Here is a 25,504-nt window from a genome sequence, read left to right as displayed (position 1 = left end):
GGTTTGGTGTTCCACTAAACATCCTAACCAAATTAACCTACGTATTTACGAGTAGGAGCTAGTTTCGTTCATGATAACTCGTCGCTTCGCTCCTGCGGGGTCTCTCCTGCCCCGTACTCCCGCAGGACATTGAATTGCTTCCTCGAATCCGCCCACGCACGAAGGAAATGCGATAGCATTTCCGAGGAGTCTTCGCGCCTTCCGCTCCAATCAACTCTGCGGTATTCAATAAAGAATTTCCTCTAAACTAATAAAATAAAAATAAGTGGTGAAATTAATGTTTTAGCCAAAAGGGTTTAATCAGAGTGAATATGAATTTGTTTCTATTGATGTACTAGTTCCGGACGATCACCTTCTGCGTTTGATTGATAAATATATAGATTTTTCATTTCTTATAGAAAAAGTTCGTCCTTTTTATAGCGAGGATAACGGCCGACCATCCTATCCCCTCATTCTTTTTTAAAATGATGTTCATTGGATATCTTTTTGGTATTCGTTCTGAAAGACAACTTGGATGAGAAATTAAAATGAAAATTGCCTACCGTTGGTTATTAGGTTTAAAATTCCATGATCCAGTTCCACATCATTCGACGATTAGTTGGAATCGTCGAAACCGTTTTAAAGAAACCGATATTTTTCAGGATATTTTTTATGAAATTGTTCTCCTAGCAATGAATCACCAAATGTTTGGGGGACGTGTTCTATTTACGGACTCTACTCATTTAAAGGCAAACGCCAATAAACATAAGTTTACAAAAGAAGAAGCGGAAATAGAGACTCGCGAATATTTTGATGAATTAAATAAAGCAATAGAAGAGGTTAGAATCAAGTCTGGGAAAAAGCCGTTATAGGAAAGGGACCTCATCTGAATCGAGAAAAATGCTTTATAAATTTAGAAAGGAAAAAATTGAGCGAAGCTTCGCAGACTCAAAAGAGCTATGGGCTTCGCTACTGCTGGTTTACGGGGATTGAAGAATGTAAGTGAACAGGCTCACCTAACTGCAGCCTGCCAAAATATAAAAAAGATTGTCACACACTTAGCCAGGCAAGAAAAAGTGTGTGGCAATTTATTAGGTTGATTCTCCCCTGTTGATTGGAGCGGAGGGTGCGAAGACTCCTGCGGGAGTACGGGGCAGGGGAGACCCCGCAGGAGCAAAGCGACGAGGAGGCTCCCCGGCACGCCCGCGGAAAGCGAAGCACCCGGAGCGGAAATCAACAGGCCAGTTAGCAGGTACAAATATTTAATGAAAAAGCGGTAGTTTAGATTCAGACATAATAAAAAAATTGCCGAGAAAAATACCCTTTCTCGACAATCTGAAGCTTTGTCTGCTGCTCAGCTTTTTCCTTATGCTTGCATGATTTCATCCAGAAGATTGTCATTGAACCTCTGTTCACGAAGCATTGCAATTTCAAATTTATAGGGAGCCTTTTTATTATTTTTGTCCTCACCAACAAATGGGGTTTCTAAGATTTTGGGAATATCGGTAAGCTGTGGATGGTGGATAATGTAGTTCAGTGCATTAAACCCAATATGCCCAAATCCAATATTTTCATGGCGGTCCTTTCTCATCCCGACAGCATTTTTACTGTCATTAATATGCAGAACCTTTAAGCGGTCTATTCCAATCATTTTATCAAATTCATTTAATACACCATCAAAATCCTCAACAATATTATAGCCGGCATCATGGGTATGGCAGGTATCAAAACAAACCGAAAGCTTGTCACTGTAGGTAACCCCATCGATAATCATCGCAAGCTCCTCAAAAGATTTCCCGCATTCAGAGCCTTTCCCTGCCATTGTTTCCAACGCTATTTGCAAGTTTTCTTTTCCTGTTAAGACTTCATTTAATCCTTCAATAATTTTTTTAATTCCTGCTTCCGTTCCTTCGCCGACATGCGCACCAGGATGGAGCACAATTTGTTTTGCTCCGATTGCTTCTGTCCGTTCAATTTCTGATCGAAGGAATCTAACACCTAATTCATAGGTATCGGGATTTGTCGTATTCCCAATATTAATGATATAGGGGGCATGAACAACAATTTCGGAAATGCCGTTCTCTTCCATATGTCTTCTTCCTGCTTCAATGTTCAAATCCTCAATCTTTTTTCTTCTTGTGTTTTGCGGTGCACCTGTATAAATCATGAACGTATTTGCACCATAAGATACAGCTTCTTCACTTGCAGCCAATAGCATTTTCTTTCCGCTCATGGAAACGTGAGATCCAATTTTCAGCATTCTTCCCTCTCCATTCACACGTTATTTTTTTCTCTGATTTAATTTTCGCTGACGTTTTTTAATTTTATCCATTTCCCATTGCATTTTCTTTTTATAGCCCGGTTTAACCTTTTGCGGTTTTTTAATCATTGACTTTGCAATTTTATCCGCCGCGTCCTCTTGTTTTACCCGTGTTTTCCGTCTATTTCTGTCCTCTATCACAACAAATTCATCATTTTTAATGTCTACATATTTAAACTGTATCCCCATTTTTTCTAAACGGTTAAGGGCATCTTCATCAGAAAGGTCGTAGATGGTGAGAGCAATTCCCGAATTTCCGGCTCTTGCCGTTCTCCCTACCCGATGAACATAAAAATCTAAATCTGTTGGCAGTTCATAGTTAATGACATGGCTGACCCCTTCGATATCAATTCCTCTTGCTGCCAAATCGGTAGCAACAATATATTGGAATTCCAGGTCTTGAATCTGCTTCATCATTTTTTTACGCTCACGTGGGTTTAAATCACCATGAACCCTTCCAACCTTTAATCCTTTTTCAATTAAAAAACCGGCAACTTCTTCCGCCATTTTTTTGGTATTCGTAAAAACAATTGCTAAATAAGGATTGTATGTGACCAATGCATCATAAACCAATTGTTTTTTATTTCGATGCCTTGATGGTAAAAGAAAATGCTCTAAATTGACTGCTGCTCTTTGTTTTGAATCGATTTGAATAATCTTAGGATTTTCCATATATTTTTTGAGGAACGGTTTCAGCTTTTCGGGAATAGTTGCAGAAAATACCAACATTTGTAATTTATCCAGCATCTTCGCTGCAACCTGATCCAAATCTTCAATGAAACCCATATCAAGCATCATATCCGCTTCATCGACAACGAGAAGGTCCGCTGTATGAACAAATAAGGCCTGTTCAGTCATAAGATCCTTAATTCTTCCCGGTGTCCCTACCACAATATGAGGCTGGACCTTTAATTTATCAATTGTCCGCTGCTTGTCCGTCCCACCAATGTAGCACCTTGTCATGATTGATTGGTCTGGACTGCAATGTTCAGTCATTTTTAATATTTGATGATAAATTTGCGAGGCCAGTTCCCTTGTAGGGGCCGTAATCACTGCTTGAACCTGTTGAACCTCCGGCTTGATTTTTTCAAGAATAGGTAAAATGAAAGCATGTGTTTTACCGGTCCCAGTTTGTGATTGTCCAATAGCGCTTTCTGATTTTAAAACCAGTGGAATCATCTTTTCTTGAATTTCAGTTGGCTGATAAAAACCGAGTTGATTTAATGCTTCTATTATAAAAGGTTGAAATTTAAAACGATCAAATTGATTTTCCTTCATTTAATTGCTCCTCATAATAAATAATCTGTTTTTTTAGGAATCGTTTTCTTGCTTTTACAAGAGTTTCCGCTTTTCTTCCATCATGCAATTATAGTAAATATTCATCCAAAACTCCAGTAATCTTTTTTCTATTATCATCTTTTACCTTTTATCTGCTTTTAAATCAGAAATTTTCCTGTTCGTCCTGTGCATTAGACCTAAACCAAAATTAGTTATAAGCATATTTTAAAGCATGAAGACGTTTTTGGGGGGGAGGTATAGAGATGCAGCCAGGACCTATGAACGGAATGCAAGGGGGAATGGGACCCCGAATGATGGGACCCGGTTCAAATCCATTTGGCGGAGGCGGCCCCATGATGAACCCGTTTGGCGGCAGAAGCCCTATGGGAGGATCAGGTGCTAATTTGTTTGGCGGCAGAAATCAGATGGCGGGCCCAGGTGCTAATATGTTTGGCGGCGGTAATCCAATGATGGGCGGAGCCGGGCAAATGGGAAGAGGCGGCGGAGGACTGCTTTCAAGGATATTAGGAAGGGGCAATCCGGCAGGCGGAATGGGTGGACTAGGTACCATGCAGGGCGCCGGCAGGGCAGCTTCCGGTGGAGGAGGACTCCTGCAGTCCTTAAGTAATCCGGGTGGTATCAGTGGTTTTTTAAATAACACCCAGCAAGTGTTAAAAACAGCTCAAACCATTGGCCCGATGATTCAACAGTACGGCCCGCTCGTCAAAAATCTGCCCGCGATGTGGAAATTATACAGGGGCTTAAAAAATGCTCCAGATAGCACGGGAGATGCAGCAAAAGTTGACGAGAGCACAGGGAAAAAAGAAACATTGAAGGATGAATCGAGTTCAAGAACTACTTCTAACACTACAAAAAGAAGTAAAAAACGAACTCAGCCAAAAAACCAGCAGACATCCGGAAAACATTCAAGCAGCCATAATTCAGTACAAAAACAAACATCAAGGAAACATTCAAACCGACAAGAAACACATCGTCAGAGGGGTACATCGGTCCCTAAACTCTATATTTAAACCAAGAATGCTGGGAACAGCATTCTTTTTACTTTTCTATTGTGGAAAAAATGTATCTTTGTTTTATTTCTATTAGTTTTATATAATAAATACATAGATTGTGAATTTCATGTTCTTTTTTAGGAGGACTTTGTATATGGAAATAATAAAAATATCGCCACGCGGTTATTGTTACGGTGTTGTCGATGCCATGGTTATCGCTAGAAATGCTGCATTAGATAAAACATTACCACGCCCGATTTATATTCTCGGGATGCTCGTTCATAATAAGCATGTAACTGATGCTTTTGCCGAAGAAGGAATTATTACGCTTGACGGAGAAAATCGCAAAGATATCCTTGATAAAGTTGAATCAGGTACAGTTATTTTTACTGCCCACGGTATTTCTCCAGAGGTTCGGCAGATTGCTAAAGAAAAAGGCCTTGTTACCATTGATGCTACATGTCCCGATGTAACAAGGACCCATGATTTAATACATGAAAAAACAAAGCAGGGATACCAAACCATCTATATTGGAAAAAAAGGACATCCGGAACCAGAAGGTGCTGTCGGCGTTGCCCCTGGACTTGTCCACTTAGTACAGACTCCTGAGGATGTAGAAGCATTAAATATTGACTGTGACAAACTCATTGTTACAAATCAAACAACTATGAGCCAATGGGACGTCGCAGATACAATGAAGAAGGTTCAGGAAAAGTATCCGCATGTGGAAGTCCATAATGAAATCTGTCATGCTACGCAAATTCGTCAAGAAGCGGTAGCTGGGCAAGCGACTGAAGCAGACGTGACGATTGTCGTTGGTGATCCAAAAAGTAATAATTCAAATCGTCTTGCACAGGTTTCAGAGGAAATTGCCGGAACAAAGGCTTATCGTATTGCAAATATCGAGGAATTGGAAATTGATTGGATAAAGGATGCAAAAACGGTTGCAGTCACTTCTGGGGCATCTACACCAACACCGATAACCAAGGAAGTCATTACATTTCTTGAACAATTCGATCCAAATAATGTAACAACCTGGGTTCGGAAAAAAAGTATCCCATTAAACAAGATATTACCAAAAGTGAAAAAAGATTAATAAAAGAACCGGTCACCATGACCGGCTCTTTTGTTTATATAAATTGAAACGGATCAGTATTAATTTCTGAAGGAAAAATCTCAACTTGGTAGCCTGATTCTTTACACATTTTTTGAAGTACGGCGGTAACACCTTTTTTCATTACTTTTTCTACGTTATGACCCGGATCAATCATATTCAATCCCTGCATCATTGCATCATGTGCCGTGTGGTAATATATATCTCCCGTAACATATACATCTGCACCATTAAACTTAGCATGTGTGAAATATTTATTTCCGTCGCCGCCCAACACAGCAACTTTTTTTACTTTAGCGTTTAAATCACCAACAACCCTTACTTTTTCTACCTCAAGTGAGGTCTTAGCCTTCTCGGCAAATTCCTTTAATGTCATCTCTTGAACCGTTCCAATTCTGCCTAATCCAAGTACCTCTCCAGTATTGTCAACCGGATATACATCATAGGCGGCTTCTTCATATGGATGAGCTTTAATTATGGCTGAAAGGGCTTTTTTCAACAGCGGTTCAGGAATAATGGTTTCAATCCGAACTTCTTCAGCTTCTTCTAAATGTCCGGGCTGCCCTAAATACGGATGTGTATTTTCTCCCGGTAAAAACCTTCCTGTGCCTTCTGTTGAAAAGGAACAATGGCTATAGTTTCCAATAAAGCCTGCCCCCGCATTTCCAAGTGCTTGTCTCACCTGTTGTCCATGGCTTTTTGGCACAAAAACAACTATTTTTTTTAACGGGGTTTCATATGTAGGAACCAGAACTTTTGGATTTTCTAATCCAAGAACCTCTGCAAGTAAATCATTAACTCCGCCTGTAGCCACATCAAGGTTTGTATGAGCTGCATAAACGGCAATATCGTGTTTTAGCAATTTTTCAATCATTCTTCCCTGTGTTGTGTCCGTAAGCAGGTTTTTTAGCGGTCGAAAGATAGGAGGATGGTGGGCAATAATGAGCTGCACATTTTTTTCAATTGCCTCGTCAATGACTTCCTCCAGGACATCAAGGGCAATCATCATTCGTTCCACTTTCTTGTTTAACCGACCAATCTGCAAACCGATTTTATCTCCCTCCATTGCTAACTCTTTCGGAGAAAACCGTTCAAATAATTGGATAATTTCATGACCGTTCGCTATTTTCATCCCCTAGCGCCTCCTCTACCATTTTAATTTTCTCTAATAGCTCCTGTTTTTTCAGCTCTGTTTCTTCGGAAGATGTCGCCCCTTCAAGCTGGGAGTATATTCTTTTCCAATTTTCCTTTTCCATTCGCCATTTCTTTTTAAACGTTTCATCTTTTGTTTTTAATAAAAAGGGGCCAACTAAAAGCTCTAATTCTAATTGGGTGTTTCCATATGGTTTATAAGGGTCACCTTTTTCAGCTGCCAAAACCTCGTATATTTTTCCATCTTCCTCGAGAATCTCTTCGGCAATAAGCTCCCATTGATGGTCTAACAGCCATTTCCGAATGGAGGATGCACTTATATTTGGTTGTAAGACGAGGCGCATGACTTTCTGCAGTTTCTCTTTTCCTTTATCCAAAATGGTGGCAATTAATGTCCCCCCCATTCCTGCAATCGTAATGCAATCGACTTCACCAGGCTCAATGACTTCCAATCCGTCACCTAAACGAACAGAAACAATATCCGCTAACCCCTCCGATTGCACATTTCTGGCTGCTGATTTGAACGGTCCTTCCACCACTTCCCCGGCAATAGCCAATGAAATTGTTCCTTTTTTTGCAAGAAAACAAGGTAAATAAGCATGATCAGAGCCAATATCGGCAATCTTTGCTCCATTCTGAACATATTTTGCAACCGTCTCTAAACGGTTAGATAGTTTATCCGTATTCAAAAATTTTCACCACACCTTTTAGATTCCATCTTTATAGTATAAAAAAAGTCCTTTACAGATGCAAAGGACTTTCTCTTTTTATTTAATCTTTGATACCCACTCTGCCATTGCTTCGGCTTGTTCTTGTGGAACTAGGTTTGGCGGCATATTGCCTTTACCTTTTGTGATGATGTGAATAATCTCATCCTTAGATACCTTACTGCCGATACCTTTCAGCGAAGGACCTACTACACCTTGGTATTGGTCACCGTGGCAGCCAACACATGTTTGTTTATAAATATCTTCAGGATTAGTAGCAACTGTTTCTGTCTTTTCGCTGCCCTTACCTCCATTTTTATCCTTCGCAACCTCTTTCATATCGCCGAGGCCTTTAAAGGATAATAAGAATGTTAATCCGATTCCAAAAACAAAGATAAGAATGTAAGGAATGACCGGATTTCGCTTCATGATATAACCTCCCTTATGTAAGTAAATCTGTTAAATAATAGAACGTCTACAAACAACTACTATTTTACTTGAAAATCGACAGAAGGAAAAGTCCTAATCTTACTTTGTCCAATATTCTTTATAAAAAAAGATAAAAGAGACTGAAAATTTTTTCCCGCTCAGCCTCTCTTTATTTTCCCCTATTTCCTTGTTTAAAAGCATATATATGCTTTTTATATTATACAGGGGTATACTTTATTTTCGTAATATTTAAAAATTTCAAATATATAATATTATATGGATATAGGTGGAATGGAGAGGGTTTCCTAACTTCGTTTATAAAAATCCAAATAATTCCTTTTTCAGAAAAACTTTTTACTAATTTTATGTAAAAAGAATTTGAAAGCTTATTTGCAAAATGAAAGACAATTCAGTAAAATAAAAATCAAAAGTCCTATAAAGCTAAAAAAAATAGTTTACTTCAATAAAGAAGTAAACTATTTAAAGGAAGTTTTATTCTAAAAAGTCTTTAAGACGTTTACTGCGGCTAGGATGCCGTAATTTACGCAATGCTTTTGCTTCAATCTGGCGGATACGTTCTCGGGTTACACCGAAAACCTTTCCTACTTCTTCAAGAGTACGGGTTCGTCCATCATCTAATCCGAAGCGGAGGCGAAGAACATTTTCTTCCCGATCGGTTAACGTATCGAGAACATCCTCTAGCTGCTCTTTAAGCAATTCATAAGCCGCATGCTCAGAAGGTGAAGTTGCATCCTGATCTTCGATAAAATCTCCAAGATGGGAATCGTCTTCCTCTCCTATTGGAGTCTCAAGGGAAACAGGTTCCTGAGCAATTTTAAGGATTTCTCTTACCTTATCCGGTGTTAAATCCATATCCTCACCAATTTCTTCAGGAGTTGGTTCGCGGCCAAGATCCTGTAATAATTGACGCTGGACTCGAATTAATTTATTGATGGTTTCAACCATGTGAACGGGAATACGGATTGTACGAGCTTGGTCAGCAATCGCGCGTGTGATAGCTTGCCGAATCCACCATGTTGCGTACGTACTAAACTTAAACCCTTTACGATAGTCAAATTTTTCTACCGCTTTAATCAGACCCATATTTCCTTCCTGAATTAAATCAAGGAATAGCATTCCACGACCGACATAGCGTTTAGCAATACTGACAACAAGTCGCAGATTGGCTTCAGCGAGACGTCGCTTCGCTTCTTCATCCCCCTGTTCAATCCGGTTTGCCAATGAAATTTCCTCTTCAGCTGAAAGTAAATCGACGCGGCCGATTTCCTTCAAGTACATACGAACAGGGTCATTAATCTTAACTCCAGGAGGAACGCTAAGATCATTTAAATCAAATTCGTCATCATCTTCTTTTGCTAATTGATTAACATTTGGGTCTTCCTCGTCACTTTCTCCGACTAATTCGATTCCTTGATCACCCAGGAATTCATAAAACTCATCCATTTGATCAGATTCTAAATCAAAATTAGCCATTTTTTCAGCAATATCATCGTAGGCAAGGACACCAATTTTTTTTCCCAGCTCGGTAATCTGGTCTTTTACTTGTTCAAGGGTTAATTCATTTTCAACCTCTTTTGAACGGGCAGATTTTTCAGCCATATGTCCCCCTCCTTCCAGAAATCAAAGACACTATAATAAGTATTAAAGCGATTTTCGTAATTGAATAATTTCCATTGCAATTTCAGCTGCCTTCTTGTAATCCTTATTTCGATCAGCTTCTCTTTCTTCAAGTTCTTTTTCTTTTATCTTTAACATCTTTTGATAATTCAACACCTGTTTGATATAATCATTTAATTCTTGGCTGCTTAATTCATCATTGATTGACATCATTTCAATGTTTGCAACCAAACTTCTAAGATTATCATCTTGGATATAGGATAAAAAAGCACTTGAGTCGGGCTGGAGATGTTCTTCATAAAATCCAAACAGATAGGTTATTATTGCCTGATGTTCATCCACATTAAACGTTTGTCCCTGCAATAATTCCTGCACTTTATAGGCAATATCTCTATTTTTTAGCATATGGGCTATTAAGTACCGTTCTGCATTGATGTGTGCAGGTTTTAAATCATTCACTTGCATCGGCTTAATAATTGATTTATTAAGCGGTGCATTGGTTGCATTTGCTTTCTTTTTTTCTGCAAAAAAGATTTGTTTTTGCTGTTGCTTTAAAGCATCCAGAGATAATGAAAATTCAGCCGCAAGCTGCCTTAGATAATGATCCCTTTCAACAGCCATTGGTAATTTACTTATTTCCCTAATTATTTCTTCGATATAGGTTAGCCTATCTCCTTCTTGCTGAAGATTTTTTCCTCTTCGAAAATAAAGAAATTTAAAAGACATCCAGGTTAAACTTGCACCAATTACTTCGTTGCGGAACTTTTCAGGACCAAATTTATTAATATATTCATCCGGGTCTTTGCTATCCCGCATCATTGCTACTTTAAGCTGTAGTCCCGAATCACCAAGCAATCGGCCCGCACGATAGGCGGCTTCAATTCCAGCGTTGTCGGAATCATAGCAAATCAAAACGGATTGAACATTTTGCCTTAGCAGAGCTATATGGTCATCTGTCAGCGCAGTCCCCATGGTAGCAATCCCATTTTCAATTTCAGCCCGGTCTGCAGCTATTACATCTGCAAATCCTTCAAATAGAACCGCCTGCTGTGCTTTTTTCATACTTGGCCTTGCCAAATGAAAATTATATAAAATTTTACTCTTATTAAAGATTGCAGTTTCGGGACTATTTAAATACTTGGGCTCGTCGGCCCCGAGAGATCTCCCTGAAAAAGCAATCGTTTTACCATTTCGATCAAAAATTGGAAACATGACCCGATCCCTAAATCGGTCGAAATAGGTCCCGTCTTTTTCACGCTTGATAATCAAACCGGCTTTCTCCATCCATTCCTGTGGAAAATCTCTTTTTGCGAGAAATTTATAAACAAAATCCCAAGAATTTAAAGAATAGCCAATTTGAAACTTATCAATCGATTCCCTGGTAAAGCCTCGTTTAGACAAATACTCTAATGCATGCTGACCCTCTTTTGTGTTTACAAGCAAGTGATGATAAAATTTACGTAAAAGTTCATGAGCATCTTGAATGGATTGAAGTTCTTTTGAAATTCGTTTCTCTTTTCCATCATGAGAGAAATTCACCTGAAGCTCAATATTCACCTTTTCAGCCAGATTCACAGCAGCTTCCTGAAAAGAAATACCTTCAAGCTCCATTAAAAAAGTAAAAACATTTCCACCCGCACCACATCCAAAGCAATGGAAAATTTGTTTATCGGATGAAACGGAAAATGATGGGGTATTTTCTCCATGGAATGGGCATAATCCGAAATAATTTCTACCCTGTTTTTTAAGTTGAACATAATCACTGATTACTTCAACAATATCAACAGCCTGACGAATTTGGTCTATTTTTTCGTCTGCAATTCGGTCAGCCATGAAAACAACTCCATTTGTTAAACAATTATTCTACAAAGAATAATTAAATTCCTGCAATTTTCGACAAAATTTTTGTTAAAGACAACATAAATTTTGCCCTGTCTTGTGAATCTTTTTTCCTAGAATCAACATATTTCCAAGTTGAGTATGTAAAATCCTTTGTTCCATGATGATCATAGGAAGTGACAAAAAGAACTTTAACAGAAAAATCGGAAGCAATTTCGACAATTCCACTTTTACTGGGCATGAGTCTGCATCGGCAAAAATAGTCGGACTGCCGTTAATAGTAGTATAAATTCTACATCACTCCATATATTCCTTCTTTAGCCGATAACTTTTATAAAAAGGATTTATGTCGAATTTTTTCAGAGGGGTTCCCTTGACATCTAACAATAAATAGTTTATTCGTTCAGATGCAAGTCTAAACCTAAAAGATTCATTTTTATCACAATTTTTTATTATAGTATATTCATTCTGATTTTACCATCATTTTTATTTTCTTTTTTCAACCAATTGTTGGGTATCAGTCCTGACAGAAAAAACACATAATCAAAAGAGATTATGTGTCATCGTCTATTTTTATGAAAGTAATTTAAAATGACATTCGCTGTTTCTTCTACTGCTTTATTGGTCACATCAATTACCGGACAGCCGATTTTCTGTACAACATGATCAAAAAAAGATAATTCTTCCTTAATCCGCTCAATATTTGCATAGCTGGCGCTATCATTTAACCCTAATGCTATCAAGCGTTCTCTTCTGATATTATTCAATTTTTCAGGGCTAATTTTTAGTCCAAAGCATTTTTCGGCCGGAACCTTATATAATTCTTCAGGAGGGTCAACTTCTGGCACTAAAGGAACATTGGCAACCTTTAACCGTTTATGCGCAAGATACTGGGATAAAGGAGTTTTTGAAGTTCTAGATACTCCAATTAAGACAATATCCGCCTTTAGTATCCCTCTTGGATCCCTTCCGTCATCATATTTTACAGCAAATTCAATAGCCTCAACCTTTTTAAAATAATCTTCATCTAGTTTCCTTACTAACCCTGGTTCGCATAAAGGTGTTTTGCCGCTAAAGACCTGAATTTGATCCATTAATGGACCCATTAAATCAACCGTGTGGATTCCCGACTCATCTGCCTTTTTCATCATATATGTACGCATTTCCGGTTTTACCAGTGTAAAGGCAATCATCGCTTGATCCATTAATACGAGCGAAATCACTTCATCAATATGTTCCTGATCTTCCACATAGGGATATCTTTTCAAGACCATCCCTGAACCATTAAATTGGCTAATTGCTGCTTTGGTTACCAACTCAGCTGTTTCACCCACTGAATCAGATACAACATAAATAATCGGTATATTCATTCCCCTTAAACAGCTCCTCTGCAAAAATCTTTACCTTATTCATTCCCAAGAGCAACAAAAGCTTTTGCAATATTTGTTTTCGTAACTCTGCCAATCACTTCGAAACCTTTGTCAGTCCTTCTTACAACCGGTAAAGCGTCAATTTGTTTATCAATTAATTTTTGGGCAATATCAATTAACAGGTCTTCTTTTTCACACATTGTAATATTGGGCATTCTTGTCATGATGATGTTTACAGGTATGGATGTAAGCTCTTGTTTTCCTATACTTGCCCGCAGTAAATCTTTCCTTGACAAAACCCCAACCAATAAAGAGTTTTGGTCTACTACAAATAATGTACCCACATCCTCTAGGAACATTGTACAAATTGCATCATACACTGAAACATTTTCATTGACTACTACAGGAATAGACTGATAATCTTTTACGTAAAACTTTTTTAAATTTTCCGTTAAAAGCTGGGAACCTGATTTGCCTGTATAAAAATACCCGACACGCGGCCGTGCATCTAAATATCCGGCCATCGTAAGGATGGCTAGGTCCGGTCTAAGTGTAGCTCTTGTTAGATTTAATTGTTCAGCAATATGCTCCCCCGTTATCGGACCATTTTCCTGGACGATTTGCAAAATTTGCTCTTGCCTTTTTGTCAGTTCGATTTTCCTCACCGCCTTACAAGCTCATGAATATAGCCACAATTTAATCTTTGTTAGCATTATTATATACGATTTTTATTTTAAGTTAAAAAGATATCATTTCAAAAAGGTGCGGAATCCCGCACCTTTTTAATTTTTTTAAAATACCATCTTTTCTTGTAAAAAGCTTACTAGTTCAGCGATTGGAATACGTGTTTGTTCCATTGTATCCCGGTCTCTTACTGTAACCATTTGATCTTCTTTTGAATCAAAGTCATAGGTAATGCAGTAAGGTGTTCCAATTTCATCATGGCGGCGGTATCTTTTACCAATTGAACCTGCTTCATCATAATCCACTGTAAAATATTTTGCTAATGTGCTAAACACTTCTCTTGCTTCCTCAGAAAGTTTTTTCGATAAAGGAAGTACTGCAGCCTTAATAGGAGCTAACGCAGGGTGGAAATGCATCACGGTACGTGATGTTCCATCTTCAAGCTGTTCCTCATCGTAAGCATCGATTAGGAAAGCAAGGGTTACACGATCGGCTCCCAAGGATGGTTCGATACAGAACGGGATATACCTTTCATTTGTTTCCGGATCAATATAATTAAAGTCTTCACCAGAAAATTGCATATGTTGTTTCAAATCATAATCTGTTCTTGAAGCAACACCCCATAGTTCTCCCCAGCCGAACGGGAATTTATATTCAAAATCAGTTGTCGCATTACTGTAATGTGAAAGCTCATCCTCCGAGTGATCGCGAAGACGCAGGTTTTCTTTATTTAAACCTAATGAATGGAGCCATTTTTCAGCATATTCCTTCCAATAATCATGCCATTTTAGTTCTTCACCTGGTTTACAGAAGAACTCCAATTCCATTTGTTCAAATTCTCTTGTACGGAAAGTAAAATTACCTGGTGTAATTTCATTCCGGAAGCTTTTTCCAATTTGAGCAATACCAAACGGAAGTTTTTTCCTCATCGTCCGCTGTACATTTTTAAAGTTAACAAAAATACCTTGGGCGGTTTCCGGACGAAGGAAAATTTCATTCGTACTCGTTTCGGTTACCCCTTGGAAAGTTTTAAACATTAAATTAAATTGACGGATTCCGGTAAAATCGTGGCTTCCACAGTCAGGACAGGCAATGTTATGCTCTTTAATAAGTTCTTCCATTTTATCAAATGAAAGACCGTCTACAATCATCTCAATACCCTTTTCTTCAAGAGCATTTTCAATTAATTTATCGGCACGGTGTCTTGCTTTACAATTCTTACAGTCAATCATTGGGTCATTAAAGTTACCGATATGGCCGGAAGCTTCCCATGTTCTAGGGTTCATTAAAATACTTGCATCTAAGCCTACATTAAAGGGAGATTCCTGTACAAATTTTTTCCACCAAGCTTGTTTAATATTGTTTTTAAATTCAACACCTAATGGACCGTAATCCCATGTATTCGCAAGTCCCCCGTAAATTTCAGACCCTGGAAAAATAAAGCCTCTATGTTTAGCGTGGGAAACAATTTGTTCCATTGTGACACTCATTTTTTTCGCTCCTTTTTTTAATAAACTAAAAAACTCCCATCCCTATGCTTTCAATAAGCATAGGGACGAGAGTTAACCCGCGGTTCCACCCTATTTGCTGAAAATTAAGTCAGCCTCTTTCATTTGTGCATTTCAACACAAGATTGCTCAGGAACGCCCTTCCTTGGAATTCTAAACCCTAGCTTTCACCATCCTAGGTTCGCTTTTATAGAGATATTCTAAGTACTCTTTTCCATCATAGCAACTATTTATTTTAAAGAAAATATTACCTAAAACAAGTTAAAAAGTCAACAAAACAATTATAAAAGATTTCGAAACTGATCCATAGAATTTAAAAATTTTTTTGTTTTTAAATGAAGTCCCGAATATTCATCATAATAAGTTGAAATAACCTTTTTTAACTCTGCCTTTGTTTCCGGCTTTACTGATATATTGCCAAGCCTTGATAAATCAAAAAAATAAAATAAACGAAATAATTTAACCGTAGCCTGTGAAATTTTCAAATGATACGGATCTTTTTCCAGACATCGATGGCAGATAAGCCCGCCCTCTCGAATCGAAAAAGAAAAAAGTCCGTCTGTACTGCCGCAAACGGAACATTGATTTAATGTTGGATATAATCCCAAGACATTTAACATTTTCATCTCGTAAATATGCATTAAAACATCTGGGTCGTAGCCTTCATTTAAATAATTTAACGTTTGAAATAACAATTCAAAATGAAAAGGATTAGGCTTGCGATCCTCTGTACATTTATCTGTTAATTCAACAATATAACTCGCATAGGCCGTTAAAAAAATATCTTCACCAATTGAACGCATTGAGGTAATCAACTCGCCCTGTTGCAAACTGCCGAGACCGTTACCTTTTTGAATAAGAAAATATCCATGTGTAAAAAGCTGGGTGATGGAGGAAAGGCGGCTGTTGGGCTTTTTTGCTCCCCTAGCCATAACGCCTACCTTCCCCCATTCCCTGGTATATATGGTTACAATTTTATTCGTTTCACTGTAATCTGTCGTTCTAATGATGATGCCTTCACATTTCTGAAGCATGATATCACCATCCAATGGATGCGAAAGACTTGCTTATGAAATGGGAAAATCAAGTTCCGCTAGATCTTCATTCTGATTTCCGGGTATTTCTTGGTTTTCCTTCTCAAGCTCTTTAAAGAGAAGATATGTGTTAATATTACCTGTTTGGGTAAATACTTTCCACGTAAAATCCATCATCGAAAACCCCACCTTTCATTATTTAGACTAGCCTTTCATATCCCAAACCTTACAATTATCATAGCCTGCCTTTGCCAAAATCATAAGACGAAAAATTTGTTAATGTTGTCCATGCATAATTTGATTGAAAGGATAATATTTTAGTTAGGGTGATTAGTTCAATATTCATCTTCATTAAAGCCAAAATCGCGAAGCTGGGACATTTTATTCCGCCAATCTTTTTGGACTTTTACCCATAGCTCTAAAAATACCTTTGACCCAAGGAGATTTTCAATATCGACCCGGGCACGTTTACCAATTTCCTTAAGCATACTGCCTTGTTTTCCAATAATAATCCCTTTTTGCGAGTCCCTTTCAACAATAACGGTTGCCATTACATTAATAATATCCTTCCCTGCCGGCCGTTCAATTTTATCTAAAACCACGGCGATGGAGTGAGGGATTTCTTCTCTTGTTAAATGAAGCGCTTTCTCCCTAATCAACTCTGTAATAATAAACCTCTCCGGATGGTCCGTTACCTGGTCCGCAGGATAATATTGCGGTCCTTCTGGCAAGTAAGTCTTAATTTGATCCAAAAGGCGTTCGACATTATTTCCTTCAAGGGCTGAAATTGGAACAATCTCTTTAAACGGATATTTTTCTTTATAAGACTCAATAATCGGTAATAAATCATCAGGGTGTATTTGATCAATTTTATTTATCACAAGAAAGATCGGTGTGTTAACGGTTTGGAATTTTTCAAGAATAAATTCTTCGCCACGGCCAAATCCTTCTTCCGCATTTACCATAAATAAAACTAAATCCACTTCTTTTAGCGTATTTTGAGCAACCTTCATCATAAAGTCGCCTAATTTGTGTTTTGGTTTATGAATACCAGGTGTATCAATAAAAACCATCTGGGTATCATCGAGTGTGAGCACACCTTGAATTTTATTTCGAGTCGTTTGAGGTTTGTCACTCATAATAGCAATTTTTTGACCAATAACTCTATTTAGAAAAGTTGATTTTCCTACATTTGGCCTTCCAATGATGGAAATAAACCCTGATTTATAGCCTTTGTTTTCGTTCCAATTATTCTGCATGCAGATCCTCCTGCGAAAAAGCACCAGGCAGTAAGTCTTCTACGGTAATCTCTAAAGTATCACCTTTTAGATTTGTTAATATGACTTTCATGTCCCTAGGGCATAACTCAGAAATTACTTGGCGGCATGCACCACAAGGAGAGCAAGGTCGCTCGGTATCTGCAACAACTGCCAGCAATTGAAAATCATGATCTCCTAACGCATAGGCACTAAAGAGGGCCGTACGCTCAGCGCAATTACACATGCTATAAGCAGCGTTTTCGATATTACAGCCATGATAGACTTTCCCATCCTTTGTTAACAACGCTGCGCCAACACCAAATTTTGAATAAGGAACATAGGCTTTTTCTCTTGCTTTTTTTGATTCTTCTATTAGTTGCTGAATGTTCACAAATCTTCTTCCTTTCAAGCAGAAAATTTCTGCTTACTTTATTTTACCTCATTTTCCAATTAAAATCATTACTTGTAGCAAAAACGTAATAAAAAAATTTTGAATTTTCCCAAAAGTTAATTATCTGTAAGAACCTTCATATTCCTCTTATATTTTCTCAAAGAAGTTGAAAAAATCTACAAAAATAACGCTTGGATGTAAGGCAAAAAAACAATAATTCCAATGATAACGGAAAAAATTGCATAAATGAATACAGCGCCTGCAGCAAGGTCTTTAGCTTGTTTGGCCAGCGAGTGATATTCCTCCGTAACGAGGTCAACAACACGCTCAATTGCTGAATTGATTAATTCTAATGCCATCATACCGCCAATGGCTATTATTACAAACAACCACTCTACTTTCGTTATCGAAAAGAAAAACGACACTCCCACTACAAGGAAAGAAATAAGGAGATGGATCCGCATATTTCTTTCCGCTATTACAGAGGTCCTAATCCCTTCGATTGCGTAGGCAAATGAACGTAGTAATGGAACCGGTTTACCCTTACCTTGTGAGTCCATATTCATCTAAAATTCCCTTTTGCAGCGTAAACATTTCCTTTTCATCTTCCTGCGTCATATGATCATAGCCCAATAAATGCAAAAATCCATGAACGGAGAGAAAACCAAGTTCTCTTAAAAAGGAATGCCCATATTCCTCCGCTTGTTCCTTCGCTTTTGGAATCGAGATGATAATATCACCTAAAATCCGCGGCATTTCCATTCCTGCCAATTCAATTTCTCCTTCCCCAAGCTCTTCCAATGCAAAGGAAATCACATCTGTTGGGGAATCTTTATGGCGGTATTCACGATTTATTTCTTGAATCCTGTCATTTGAAACAAAGGTTACAGAAACTTCGCTTCCGTCTTCAATCTTCTCTTTTTCAGCAGCAAAGTTTAACAGATTTTCAACTTCTTTAATTTGCTCATCAGACAATTCATTTGTTTCATCTAAAAAATCAATCACTAAATTCATGCTTGCTTCACCTTCTTGGTCATTTCTGGATATTCAATTCTCGAGTGAAAAATCCCTTTCAATGTTTCACAAAGAGTATGGGTTACGGTTTCAAGTTCTTTTAAAGTTAAATCACATTCATTTAACTGCCCATCCTGGAGGCGATCCGCTACTATCTTTTTAACAAGGGATTCGATTAATAATGGAGTGGGCTGTGTAAGAGAGCGGACAGCAGCCTCGACACTGTCGGCAATTCCAACGACCGCCGACTCCTTTGTTTGTGCTTTTGGACCCGGATAGCGAAAATCCTCTTCCTTAGGCTCCCCCTCATTTTGCAAGGCCTTATGATAAAAGAACTTCAGTAATGTTGTCCCATGATGCTGTTCTGCAATATCGATAATTTCCTGTGGCATATGGTATTTCTTTAATTCATCTCCTCCATCCGTTACATGGGCAATAATAATATTCGTACTTTTTTCTGGTGGCAGTCTGTCATGCGGGTTATCAAGATGCATTTGATTTTCAATAAAAAAGTTTGGTCTCCGTGTTTTTCCAATATCATGATAATAACTGCCCACTCGTGCTAACAAGCCATTTGCCCCAATCGCTTCACAGGCTGATTCCGATAGATTGGCAACCATGACACTATGATGATAGGTACCAGGTGCTTCCATTAATATTTTTCTTAAGAGCGGATGATTCGGGTTTGATAATTCAATCAGTTTCATGGTCGTTAAAATTCCAAAACTTGCTTCAAATAAAGGTAGCAAACCAATGGTTAACACTGCAGAGGCGATTCCGGAAACAAGTGCTGTTAAGAAATAATACCCATACTCCAGACCGGAAAATTGACCGTTCGGCAGAAACATCAATGCCCATATGGTAATAAGATTGACACCTGCTGTTATCGAACCGGCTTGTAATATTTTTGATCTCTGATTATGGTTGCTTAAGAACAGAATTCCAGCAAGCGAACTAAAAAGGATATAGATTCCTTCTGAGAAATTCAAAGTTCCTGTTACGCCTTCATTAAAGACAATACTGCCGCATACAGCCATGATGATCGATGTTAAAATTCCAAGCTTTTCATCAATTAAAATCTTAATGAGCATCCCGCCCATTGCTGCTGGGAAAAGATAGCCAATCCCAGAATAATTAAAGATTTGCAGCATGCTAATAACCTTTAAAATAAAGATGGACAGGATAAAAATAATTCCAAATAAAAGCAGGTTTGTTTGCCGTTTTTCCGACTGTGCTTTTGTTTGATAAAAATAATAGTTAACAGCTAAGAGGATAATCGTAATCAGAATAAACAATCCCAGGAATGGTTTATATGATTTTTCATTATCTAATAAACCAACAAGCTTTAACTGCCGAAAGATTTCCTGATTAATTAATTCCCCTTCCTCCACAATGATTTGCCCTTGAAGAATTTTAACAGGTTCGACACTTTCCGCTGCCTGCTTTCTTAAATCCTCGGTAGCTACCGGATCATAAAATTCATTCTGAACAACTGCATATCTGCCTAATTCTATCGCCGCACTTTTGAGGTCATCATTCAATGTAGTAAATTTTAATTCCTCTTCAACCCTTTTTTTGGCATTCTCTACATCATTTGTAGAAATTCTTTTGGTCATTACATTATTAATAGCGGTAACGGTTAGATCCTTGGTGATGGAAAGTTCATCTCTGCCAGCCTGTACAAGTGCAGAAAATACAAAATCAGGCAGATCCTTTGTAACATTTTCAGTTAGATTATCCTTTAACTTCGATACCTTTTCAGAAACACTGGGCTGTTCCACCTTAGGGGTTTTTTCCTCGGTATCTGTCTTTGGACTCTTACTTTCCTCAACATTAATTTCTGCCGCTGCATTAAAGATGGAGGTAATTAAATCCACCCGGTTTTGCGTATATTCCTTCTTAAGCGTATAGACATCCTGAACCTGGTCAACTGCTTCTTGCCGCTTAATTTCCGTACTTTTTTTATCCTCAATGGTCGCCGGTGAACGGATTGTTTTTTCAGCAACGGAAAACAAACTTAAATCCAGTTTTTCAGGTTTTACATTACTGTACATTGAAGCATATAAAGCTAATCCTAAAACAAGAAAAAACAATACACGAAAAAACGTATAATCTAACAGCTTACGTATTCGAATAAAATGTTGCTGCATTTTTTCCATCTTTATCCTCCCTAGAAGACCCAAATGCAAATTTACTTTACCAACATTATGGGTTTTTAAAACCACAAAAATCAAATCGTTATGTACGTTTCAATTTAATCGGATAAAAATTGATCAATAACTAGCTGTTTTTCAGGAAGTAGGCATTATGTAAAATGATAACAGTTTTTAAGATAAGTTTCATCTGCAAAATAGGATGGATTAATCATTATAACAAAATAAGAAAAAGGGATAAACCCATTTTAGATTTATCCCCCATTTTTTAATGATTAACTGTTTTCTTTTCATACGCTTCAATAATTCTGCCTACCAGCGGATGGCGGACAACATCACTTTGTTCTAAGAAAATAAATGAAATGCCTTTAACATTTAATAAAATTTCCTCTGCAACAATTAAACCTGATTTAACCCCTTTGGGTAAATCAACCTGTGTTTGATCGCCGGTAATAACCATTTTCGAACCAAAACCAAGACGGGTTAAGAACATTTTCATTTGAGCATGCGTCGTATTTTGCGCTTCATCTAAAATAACGAACGCATCCTCCAATGTCCGCCCTCTCATATAAGCAAGCGGGGCGATTTCGATTGTACCGCGCTCAATCAGTCTTCCCGTATGCTCAGCTCCCAAGATATCATGGAGCGCATCATACAGCGGCCTTAAATACGGATCTACCTTCTCTTTTAAGTCACCAGGCAAAAAACCTAAACTTTCTCCTGCTTCAACGGCTGGCCTGGTTAAAATAATTTTATTTACTTGACCATTTTTTAGCGCATTGACAGCCATAACAACAGCTAAATAAGTTTTACCTGTTCCAGCCGGACCAATTCCAAACACCAGGTCATTCTTCTTAATGGCTGTTACATACTGCATCTGCCCAATTGTTTTAATTCGAATGGATTTTCCTTTTACGGTCTTGGCAATTTCTTCATCATATATATTGACAAAGTACTCAAGCGTTCCTTTTTCAGCCATTCGAAGGGCATATAATACATCCCTCTGGTTAATGTTTATTCCTTTACGGATTAATACAACCAATTTATCAAGAACCTGTCCGGCAATTATAACCTTCTCCTCGTCCCCCGATAAGCTGACAGATTCCCCTCTTGTTACAATTGAAACATTTAACTCTTGTTCAATAATTTTAATGTTTGCATCTGCGTTACCTAAAAGCGCAATCGCCTCATTTGGATTTTCAAGCTGCATATTGATTGTTTTTAGCTCTACTGTCATTCATGTATCTCCTTGGTTATTGGTTGTCCGATAGCAATATTTTCGATTATCTTAAAATGGATATCTAGTATAACTTTACCATTCTTAATTGACTTGTGTAAAATTTTTTCGTCCTTTATAATAGCATCTTCATCTATATGGCTTTTTATTTTATTTCTTGCCAAATCAATTGCATTTTGTGTTGCCTCTTTTTCTGTATACGTTCGTGTAATTTCTTCCCTTTCCCTAAGGGTTTTATTAACAAAGGAAATAGGTAATTTCCATTTTAAAAAATGAATTTTATTTTCATTTGTCTCTGTTTCATATTCCTTAAATTTCGGCTTTCCAAATCCCCATACCGGAAGTTCAAATTTCCCCAACTTTACAAAATGTTTTTGTTTTTCTTTCCCGTTAAATACTTTAAAGTTCGTTTTAAATGGAAGTTCAACATGCCCCATATACCAGGTCTCTCCCAACACTTCCCCTTTTGCAGCAACCGCTTTTGTTTTGCCTTCCATCCCAATTTCACCTGAAACCAGTAATTGTCCTGGTTCAACATGGTCATTGAGATTGACAACTGGCTGTCCATCTTCAACATACATACTGTAAATAATTGCTTTCTTTTTTGCTACTAAATTTCTAGGGGATAATTTCTCAGGCTTTTTTGGCTCATTTTTTTCTACTACTTGAAAATGATAGGTTGTCCCGTTTAACTCCACACCGACCCATGTAAGATCGCCAATATTGTTTGTCAGCTTTCTTTGAATCCCTTCCACATTATCGACAAAGAACTGAAGCTTGCCGATTTTTACACCCATCTTGTCCAATTCTTTGCGAATTTTATACTCTGTTGCCGGCTTTGCCCCTTTGATTTCAATTCCCCAAATTACATTTGATAACACTAAAATCATCAGGAAAAATAAAACAGCCCCTGCCAAAAAGCCGCTGTTTTTTAATAATCTTTTAAATAAAAACGGGACACCGCTCCGCTGTAAGAAGCTGATGGAGCATTCACTTTTACGGGCAAAACGTCTTATTTTTAGTGCATCCTGAAGTCGCATTTTAAATGTGATCGTTTCTGTTCCATGCCGTTTGACATTCCAAACGAGTAAGCCATTTCTGGTTAACACATTTAAAAATCGTTCGATTCCTCTCCCCGAAACCTTTACCGTTACCCTGCCAAATAAAAATTCAATCCATTGGTTTTTCATTTTGTTCCTCCCGGATTTTCAGTTATATATATGACCTGATCAATTTTTCCTTCCAATAAAATCTCTTCAGGTAAGATGGTTTTAATCACGAAGGACTTACCTTTTATCAAAAGCTGCCCTTGCTTTAAGAGCAACCGGAGTTCTTTATCTGTAAAGGTTAATAAACCCTTATGGTTCTCGATGTAGATATGAATCTGGCCAATCATCGTGATTCGGGGTAAATCCATCATGACATCTTGAGGAAGATCCATATTCTTTGTCATCCAATACCGGACAAGTTGCCCCCATTTTTTTGCCATAAAAAAAGAACCCCCTTTCATCTCATATTATGAGATTCTTTATATACCGTTATCTAATTCCTTGATATAATGATTCCAATAAATTGTATGAAAGAGGTCAAGGTATTATGACGACTACAACCGAGATAAAGAACGTCGGTATACTATTACGTATATCAAGGGATGCGGGGGAAGGCAAAAACACCTTACTGTCACATAGAACGATTGCTGAACGCTACTGTAATGAACGTGGCTACAAATACAAAATATATGAGGAAATTATTTCTGGCGGTAAGAGTATTATTGAACGTACTGAATTAACCAATTTACTAACCGATGTTATGGCAGGTTTATGGGATGCAGTATTTGTTGTTTCCACTGACCGGCTATCACGTAAACTAGGTGCATCACAAGCGATTGCCGACACTTTAGCTGAATATGAAATACCCTTACTTACTCCTGAACGTGCATACGATTTAAATTCAGATGATAGGTTAATGTTTGATTTCCAAGGTGTAATAGCATCACAGGAATTAATGTTGATTACAAAGCGTTATAAAAGAGGAAAGAGAGAAGGTGTGTTAAGAGGTGAATGGATTCAAGGGGTAACACCATATGGTTATACACGAAACCCTAGGACTAAGAAACTAGTCAAAGTTGATGAGGAAGCCAAAGTCGTTAGAATTATCTTTGATTATGCCTTAGCTGGTTATGGAATCCATACTATCGTAAATAAACTTGTCGGTTTTCGTACACGTTCTTATGAAGTTAAAGGCGGGAAAAATGCGGGAACAATCCATACTGGCAAACCGTTTGGAATTAGTCATATAGATACCATTCTAAAAAATCCTGTATATAAAGGAACTATTTCATATCAGCCTAAAAATAAGCAGAAGAAAGTTATCGAAACAATAATTGTACATGATGCCCATGAAGGTATAGTAACACCCGATGAGTTTCAACAAGTTCAGGAAGCTGTTAATAGTCGTATTAGTGGCGGTAGTGAGGGATTGGCTAAACGTACACGGTCCAAAGGTCAGGTAATAACAATCTTAAAGGACTTAGTTTATTGTCACTGTGGACTAAAGATGCAATTTAAAAAGGATAGTAAACAGAAAAATACAGTTTACCTTAAAGGATGCCAATGCGGTAATAAAGGTGTCGCTGAATACAAGTTACTTGAAACATTTTGGGACAAGTTATCCAATATTGAAAGGCAATTCCGTAAGAATTGGGATAAATTGTTAAGTGATACCAATAACGCTAACAATAATATTGAGGATTTACGAAACCAATTAACTAAGTTAGTATCACAAAAGAATATATTAAACAAAGCTTTGAAAAATACGAGAAAAAATTTGAACCTAGGTGTTATTACACGAGAAGAATATCTCGAATATAAAGAGGAATTTGATAGGGACTTAAACGATGTTAATACTGCTATTCTGGGGTTGGAAGAACAGATCGAATTATCTAATAAGGATACGTTATCCAAACGATATGAAACAAAGTTAAAATGGTTATCTGATATAAGAAAACTTACGCATATGAATAACGGTAAACTTTTCGTTATGGGTAACGACTTAAAGAACGCCCCAAAACTTAAAATAGAAACAAAAGACATTGAAGAAGTTAATCGTTTGTTAAAACTAGTTTTAGATAAGATACATTACAGACGTGACGATAAACACACCTGGATTGATGAAGATGGAAAAGTCGAAGGTGAAAAAGGTCCATTCATTCATCTCAACATTAAAACTAAATAATCAATGTACAAGGATTCCTATCGGGGTCCTTTTTTATTGGCAAGGCCCGCCCGCTGTTAAAGGCTTTAATAAAGCTATTATTCAGACTTAAAATACCCTAGAATTGATCCTCTAAGTATTAGATTGATCCTGGAGGAAGTCTTTGATCATG

At 37.6% G+C, this 25,504-nt stretch carries 25 protein-coding genes, 1 pseudogene and 1 other annotated feature; of the genes and pseudogenes, 5 read left to right on the top strand and 21 right to left on the bottom strand.

Annotated elements, in window-relative coordinates; all coding sequences use genetic code 11:
• Nucleotides 1-325: 325 nt before the first annotated feature.
• Together J2Y67_RS14190 and J2Y67_RS14185 are read left to right on the top strand one after the other, a co-directional pair.
• A pseudogene (locus J2Y67_RS14190) lies at nucleotides 326-848 on the top strand (transposase); the annotation flags it as partial.
• A gap of 241 nt (nucleotides 849-1,089) precedes the next feature.
• Nucleotides 1,090-1,245 (top strand): hypothetical protein, encoded by a 156-nt coding sequence (locus J2Y67_RS14185; RefSeq protein WP_310175082.1) that lies wholly within the window; start codon nucleotides 1,090-1,092, stop codon nucleotides 1,243-1,245.
• Nucleotides 1,246-1,345: 100 nt separating this feature from the next.
• On the opposite strand, the gene J2Y67_RS14180 is transcribed toward J2Y67_RS14185, so the two are convergent.
• Nucleotides 1,346-2,239: a deoxyribonuclease IV gene (locus J2Y67_RS14180; RefSeq protein WP_310175080.1), complete on the bottom strand. Its 894-nt coding sequence runs from the start codon at nucleotides 2,237-2,239 to the stop codon at nucleotides 1,346-1,348.
• A 21-nt stretch (nucleotides 2,240-2,260) separates the two neighbouring features.
• Nucleotides 2,261-3,577, bottom strand: coding sequence for a DEAD/DEAH box helicase (locus tag J2Y67_RS14175; protein ID WP_310175078.1), 1,317 nt, complete (start codon nucleotides 3,575-3,577; stop codon nucleotides 2,261-2,263).
• 263 nt (nucleotides 3,578-3,840) lie between these two features.
• On the opposite strand from J2Y67_RS14175, the gene vrrA reads away from it, so the two are divergent.
• Nucleotides 3,841-4,608, top strand: coding sequence for a VrrA/YqfQ family protein (vrrA, locus tag J2Y67_RS14170; RefSeq protein ID WP_310175077.1), 768 nt, complete (start codon nucleotides 3,841-3,843; stop codon nucleotides 4,606-4,608).
• A gap of 136 nt (nucleotides 4,609-4,744) precedes the next feature.
• Entirely contained in the window at nucleotides 4,745-5,686 is a 942-nt protein-coding gene (locus J2Y67_RS14165; RefSeq protein ID WP_310175075.1) for a 4-hydroxy-3-methylbut-2-enyl diphosphate reductase, read from the top strand.
• A gap of 34 nt (nucleotides 5,687-5,720) precedes the next feature.
• Here J2Y67_RS14165 and J2Y67_RS14160 read toward each other — a convergent pair whose 3' ends face one another.
• From J2Y67_RS14160 to yqfC, 19 genes are all read right to left on the bottom strand, one after another.
• Nucleotides 5,721-6,836, bottom strand: coding sequence for a Nif3-like dinuclear metal center hexameric protein (locus J2Y67_RS14160; protein ID WP_310175072.1), 1,116 nt, complete (start codon nucleotides 6,834-6,836; stop codon nucleotides 5,721-5,723).
• A complete protein-coding gene (locus tag J2Y67_RS14155) occupies nucleotides 6,814-7,545 on the bottom strand; it encodes a tRNA (adenine(22)-N(1))-methyltransferase (protein WP_310175070.1) in 732 nt (243 codons plus the stop codon). The genes J2Y67_RS14160 and J2Y67_RS14155 overlap by 23 nt, the downstream gene beginning before the upstream one ends.
• A gap of 78 nt (nucleotides 7,546-7,623) precedes the next feature.
• A complete protein-coding gene (gene cccA, locus J2Y67_RS14150; RefSeq protein WP_310175068.1) occupies nucleotides 7,624-7,992 on the bottom strand; it encodes a cytochrome c550 in 369 nt (122 codons plus the stop codon).
• Nucleotides 7,993-8,484: 492 nt separating this feature from the next.
• On the bottom strand, nucleotides 8,485-9,612 hold the full coding sequence (rpoD, locus tag J2Y67_RS14145; RefSeq protein WP_310175066.1) for an RNA polymerase sigma factor RpoD: 1,128 nt from the start codon (nucleotides 9,610-9,612) through the stop codon (nucleotides 8,485-8,487).
• A 42-nt stretch (nucleotides 9,613-9,654) separates the two neighbouring features.
• A complete protein-coding gene (gene dnaG, locus J2Y67_RS14140) occupies nucleotides 9,655-11,463 on the bottom strand; it encodes a DNA primase (RefSeq protein WP_310175065.1) in 1,809 nt (602 codons plus the stop codon).
• A 43-nt stretch (nucleotides 11,464-11,506) separates the two neighbouring features.
• Nucleotides 11,507-11,710: a hypothetical protein gene (locus J2Y67_RS14135; RefSeq protein WP_310175063.1), complete on the bottom strand. Its 204-nt coding sequence runs from the start codon at nucleotides 11,708-11,710 to the stop codon at nucleotides 11,507-11,509.
• A gap of 319 nt (nucleotides 11,711-12,029) precedes the next feature.
• Nucleotides 12,030-12,839: a pyruvate, water dikinase regulatory protein gene (locus J2Y67_RS14130; RefSeq protein ID WP_310175061.1), complete on the bottom strand. Its 810-nt coding sequence runs from the start codon at nucleotides 12,837-12,839 to the stop codon at nucleotides 12,030-12,032.
• 35 nt (nucleotides 12,840-12,874) lie between these two features.
• Nucleotides 12,875-13,504, bottom strand: a complete 630-nt coding sequence (locus tag J2Y67_RS14125; RefSeq protein ID WP_310175059.1) for a helix-turn-helix transcriptional regulator — start codon at nucleotides 13,502-13,504, stop codon at nucleotides 12,875-12,877.
• Nucleotides 13,505-13,630: 126 nt separating this feature from the next.
• A complete protein-coding gene (locus J2Y67_RS14120; protein ID WP_310175058.1) occupies nucleotides 13,631-15,013 on the bottom strand; it encodes a glycine--tRNA ligase in 1,383 nt (460 codons plus the stop codon).
• 58 nt (nucleotides 15,014-15,071) lie between these two features.
• Nucleotides 15,072-15,261: a binding site (T-box leader), on the bottom strand.
• 51 nt (nucleotides 15,262-15,312) lie between these two features.
• Nucleotides 15,313-16,065, bottom strand: coding sequence for a DNA repair protein RecO (gene recO, locus J2Y67_RS14115; protein ID WP_310175056.1), 753 nt, complete (start codon nucleotides 16,063-16,065; stop codon nucleotides 15,313-15,315).
• Nucleotides 16,066-16,098: 33 nt separating this feature from the next.
• The gene (locus tag J2Y67_RS14110; protein WP_310175055.1) at nucleotides 16,099-16,242 is read right to left on the bottom strand and encodes a YqzL family protein; all 144 of its coding nucleotides are present in this window, start codon (nucleotides 16,240-16,242) and stop codon (nucleotides 16,099-16,101) included.
• Nucleotides 16,243-16,400: 158 nt separating this feature from the next.
• A complete protein-coding gene (gene era, locus J2Y67_RS14105; protein WP_310175052.1) occupies nucleotides 16,401-17,324 on the bottom strand; it encodes a GTPase Era in 924 nt (307 codons plus the stop codon).
• Entirely contained in the window at nucleotides 17,314-17,715 is a 402-nt protein-coding gene (locus tag J2Y67_RS14100; protein ID WP_310175050.1) for a cytidine deaminase, read from the bottom strand. The genes era and J2Y67_RS14100 overlap by 11 nt, the downstream gene beginning before the upstream one ends.
• A 176-nt stretch (nucleotides 17,716-17,891) precedes the next feature.
• The gene (locus tag J2Y67_RS14095; protein ID WP_310175048.1) at nucleotides 17,892-18,281 is read right to left on the bottom strand and encodes a diacylglycerol kinase family protein; all 390 of its coding nucleotides are present in this window, start codon (nucleotides 18,279-18,281) and stop codon (nucleotides 17,892-17,894) included.
• A complete protein-coding gene (gene ybeY, locus J2Y67_RS14090; RefSeq protein ID WP_310175047.1) occupies nucleotides 18,259-18,729 on the bottom strand; it encodes an rRNA maturation RNase YbeY in 471 nt (156 codons plus the stop codon). Before ybeY ends, J2Y67_RS14095 begins: the two co-directional genes overlap by 23 nt.
• Nucleotides 18,726-20,888, bottom strand: coding sequence for an HD family phosphohydrolase (locus tag J2Y67_RS14085; protein ID WP_310175045.1), 2,163 nt, complete (start codon nucleotides 20,886-20,888; stop codon nucleotides 18,726-18,728). The genes ybeY and J2Y67_RS14085 overlap by 4 nt, the downstream gene beginning before the upstream one ends.
• 262 nt (nucleotides 20,889-21,150) lie before the next feature.
• A complete protein-coding gene (locus tag J2Y67_RS14080; RefSeq protein WP_310175043.1) occupies nucleotides 21,151-22,119 on the bottom strand; it encodes a PhoH family protein in 969 nt (322 codons plus the stop codon).
• A complete protein-coding gene (gene yqfD / locus J2Y67_RS14075; protein ID WP_310175041.1) occupies nucleotides 22,116-23,309 on the bottom strand; it encodes a sporulation protein YqfD in 1,194 nt (397 codons plus the stop codon). The genes J2Y67_RS14080 and yqfD overlap by 4 nt, the downstream gene beginning before the upstream one ends.
• Entirely contained in the window at nucleotides 23,306-23,608 is a 303-nt protein-coding gene (yqfC, locus tag J2Y67_RS14070) for a sporulation protein YqfC (RefSeq protein ID WP_310175040.1), read from the bottom strand. The genes yqfD and yqfC overlap by 4 nt, the downstream gene beginning before the upstream one ends.
• 107 nt (nucleotides 23,609-23,715) lie before the next feature.
• Here yqfC and J2Y67_RS14065 point away from each other — a divergent pair, with 107 nt between their 5' ends.
• Nucleotides 23,716-25,353: a recombinase family protein gene (locus tag J2Y67_RS14065; protein WP_310175038.1), complete on the top strand. Its 1,638-nt coding sequence runs from the start codon at nucleotides 23,716-23,718 to the stop codon at nucleotides 25,351-25,353.
• The last annotated feature ends 151 nt before the right edge of the window (nucleotides 25,354-25,504 follow it).

The sequence above is a fragment of the Neobacillus niacini genome (assembly GCF_031456445.1).
Taxonomy (GTDB): domain Bacteria; phylum Bacillota; class Bacilli; order Bacillales; family Cytobacillaceae; genus Neobacillus; species Neobacillus niacini_I.
This window is presented reverse-complemented; position numbering and strand designations above follow the sequence as displayed.

Coding starts and splice junctions, on each gene's coding strand:
- recO (WP_310175056.1), bottom strand. CDS start 16,065: ATGCTTCAGAAATGTGAAGGCATCATCATTAGAACGACAGATTACAGT.
- J2Y67_RS14080 (WP_310175043.1), bottom strand. CDS start 22,119: ATGACAGTAGAGCTAAAAACAATCAATATGCAGCTTGAAAATCCAAAT.
- yqfD (WP_310175041.1), bottom strand. CDS start 23,309: ATGAAAAACCAATGGATTGAATTTTTATTTGGCAGGGTAACGGTAAAG.
- yqfC (WP_310175040.1), bottom strand. CDS start 23,608: ATGGCAAAAAAATGGGGGCAACTTGTCCGGTATTGGATGACAAAGAAT.
- ybeY (WP_310175047.1), bottom strand. CDS start 18,729: ATGAATTTAGTGATTGATTTTTTAGATGAAACAAATGAATTGTCTGAT.
- dnaG (WP_310175065.1), bottom strand. CDS start 11,463: ATGGCTGACCGAATTGCAGACGAAAAAATAGACCAAATTCGTCAGGCT.
- vrrA (WP_310175077.1), top strand. CDS start 3,841: ATGCAGCCAGGACCTATGAACGGAATGCAAGGGGGAATGGGACCCCGA.
- era (WP_310175052.1), bottom strand. CDS start 17,324: ATGCAGAATAATTGGAACGAAAACAAAGGCTATAAATCAGGGTTTATT.
- J2Y67_RS14110 (WP_310175055.1), bottom strand. CDS start 16,242: ATGATGGATTTTACGTGGAAAGTATTTACCCAAACAGGTAATATTAAC.
- cccA (WP_310175068.1), bottom strand. CDS start 7,992: ATGAAGCGAAATCCGGTCATTCCTTACATTCTTATCTTTGTTTTTGGA.
- J2Y67_RS14120 (WP_310175058.1), bottom strand. CDS start 15,013: ATGAGTGTCACAATGGAACAAATTGTTTCCCACGCTAAACATAGAGGC.
- J2Y67_RS14160 (WP_310175072.1), bottom strand. CDS start 6,836: ATGAAAATAGCGAACGGTCATGAAATTATCCAATTATTTGAACGGTTT.
- J2Y67_RS14135 (WP_310175063.1), bottom strand. CDS start 11,710: ATGCCCAGTAAAAGTGGAATTGTCGAAATTGCTTCCGATTTTTCTGTT.
- J2Y67_RS14130 (WP_310175061.1), bottom strand. CDS start 12,839: ATGAATATACCGATTATTTATGTTGTATCTGATTCAGTGGGTGAAACA.
- J2Y67_RS14165 (WP_310175075.1), top strand. CDS start 4,745: ATGGAAATAATAAAAATATCGCCACGCGGTTATTGTTACGGTGTTGTC.
- J2Y67_RS14085 (WP_310175045.1), bottom strand. CDS start 20,888: ATGGAAAAAATGCAGCAACATTTTATTCGAATACGTAAGCTGTTAGAT.
- J2Y67_RS14180 (WP_310175080.1), bottom strand. CDS start 2,239: ATGCTGAAAATTGGATCTCACGTTTCCATGAGCGGAAAGAAAATGCTA.
- rpoD (WP_310175066.1), bottom strand. CDS start 9,612: ATGGCTGAAAAATCTGCCCGTTCAAAAGAGGTTGAAAATGAATTAACC.
- J2Y67_RS14065 (WP_310175038.1), top strand. CDS start 23,716: ATGACGACTACAACCGAGATAAAGAACGTCGGTATACTATTACGTATA.
- J2Y67_RS14095 (WP_310175048.1), bottom strand. CDS start 18,281: ATGAATATGGACTCACAAGGTAAGGGTAAACCGGTTCCATTACTACGT.
- J2Y67_RS14175 (WP_310175078.1), bottom strand. CDS start 3,577: ATGAAGGAAAATCAATTTGATCGTTTTAAATTTCAACCTTTTATAATA.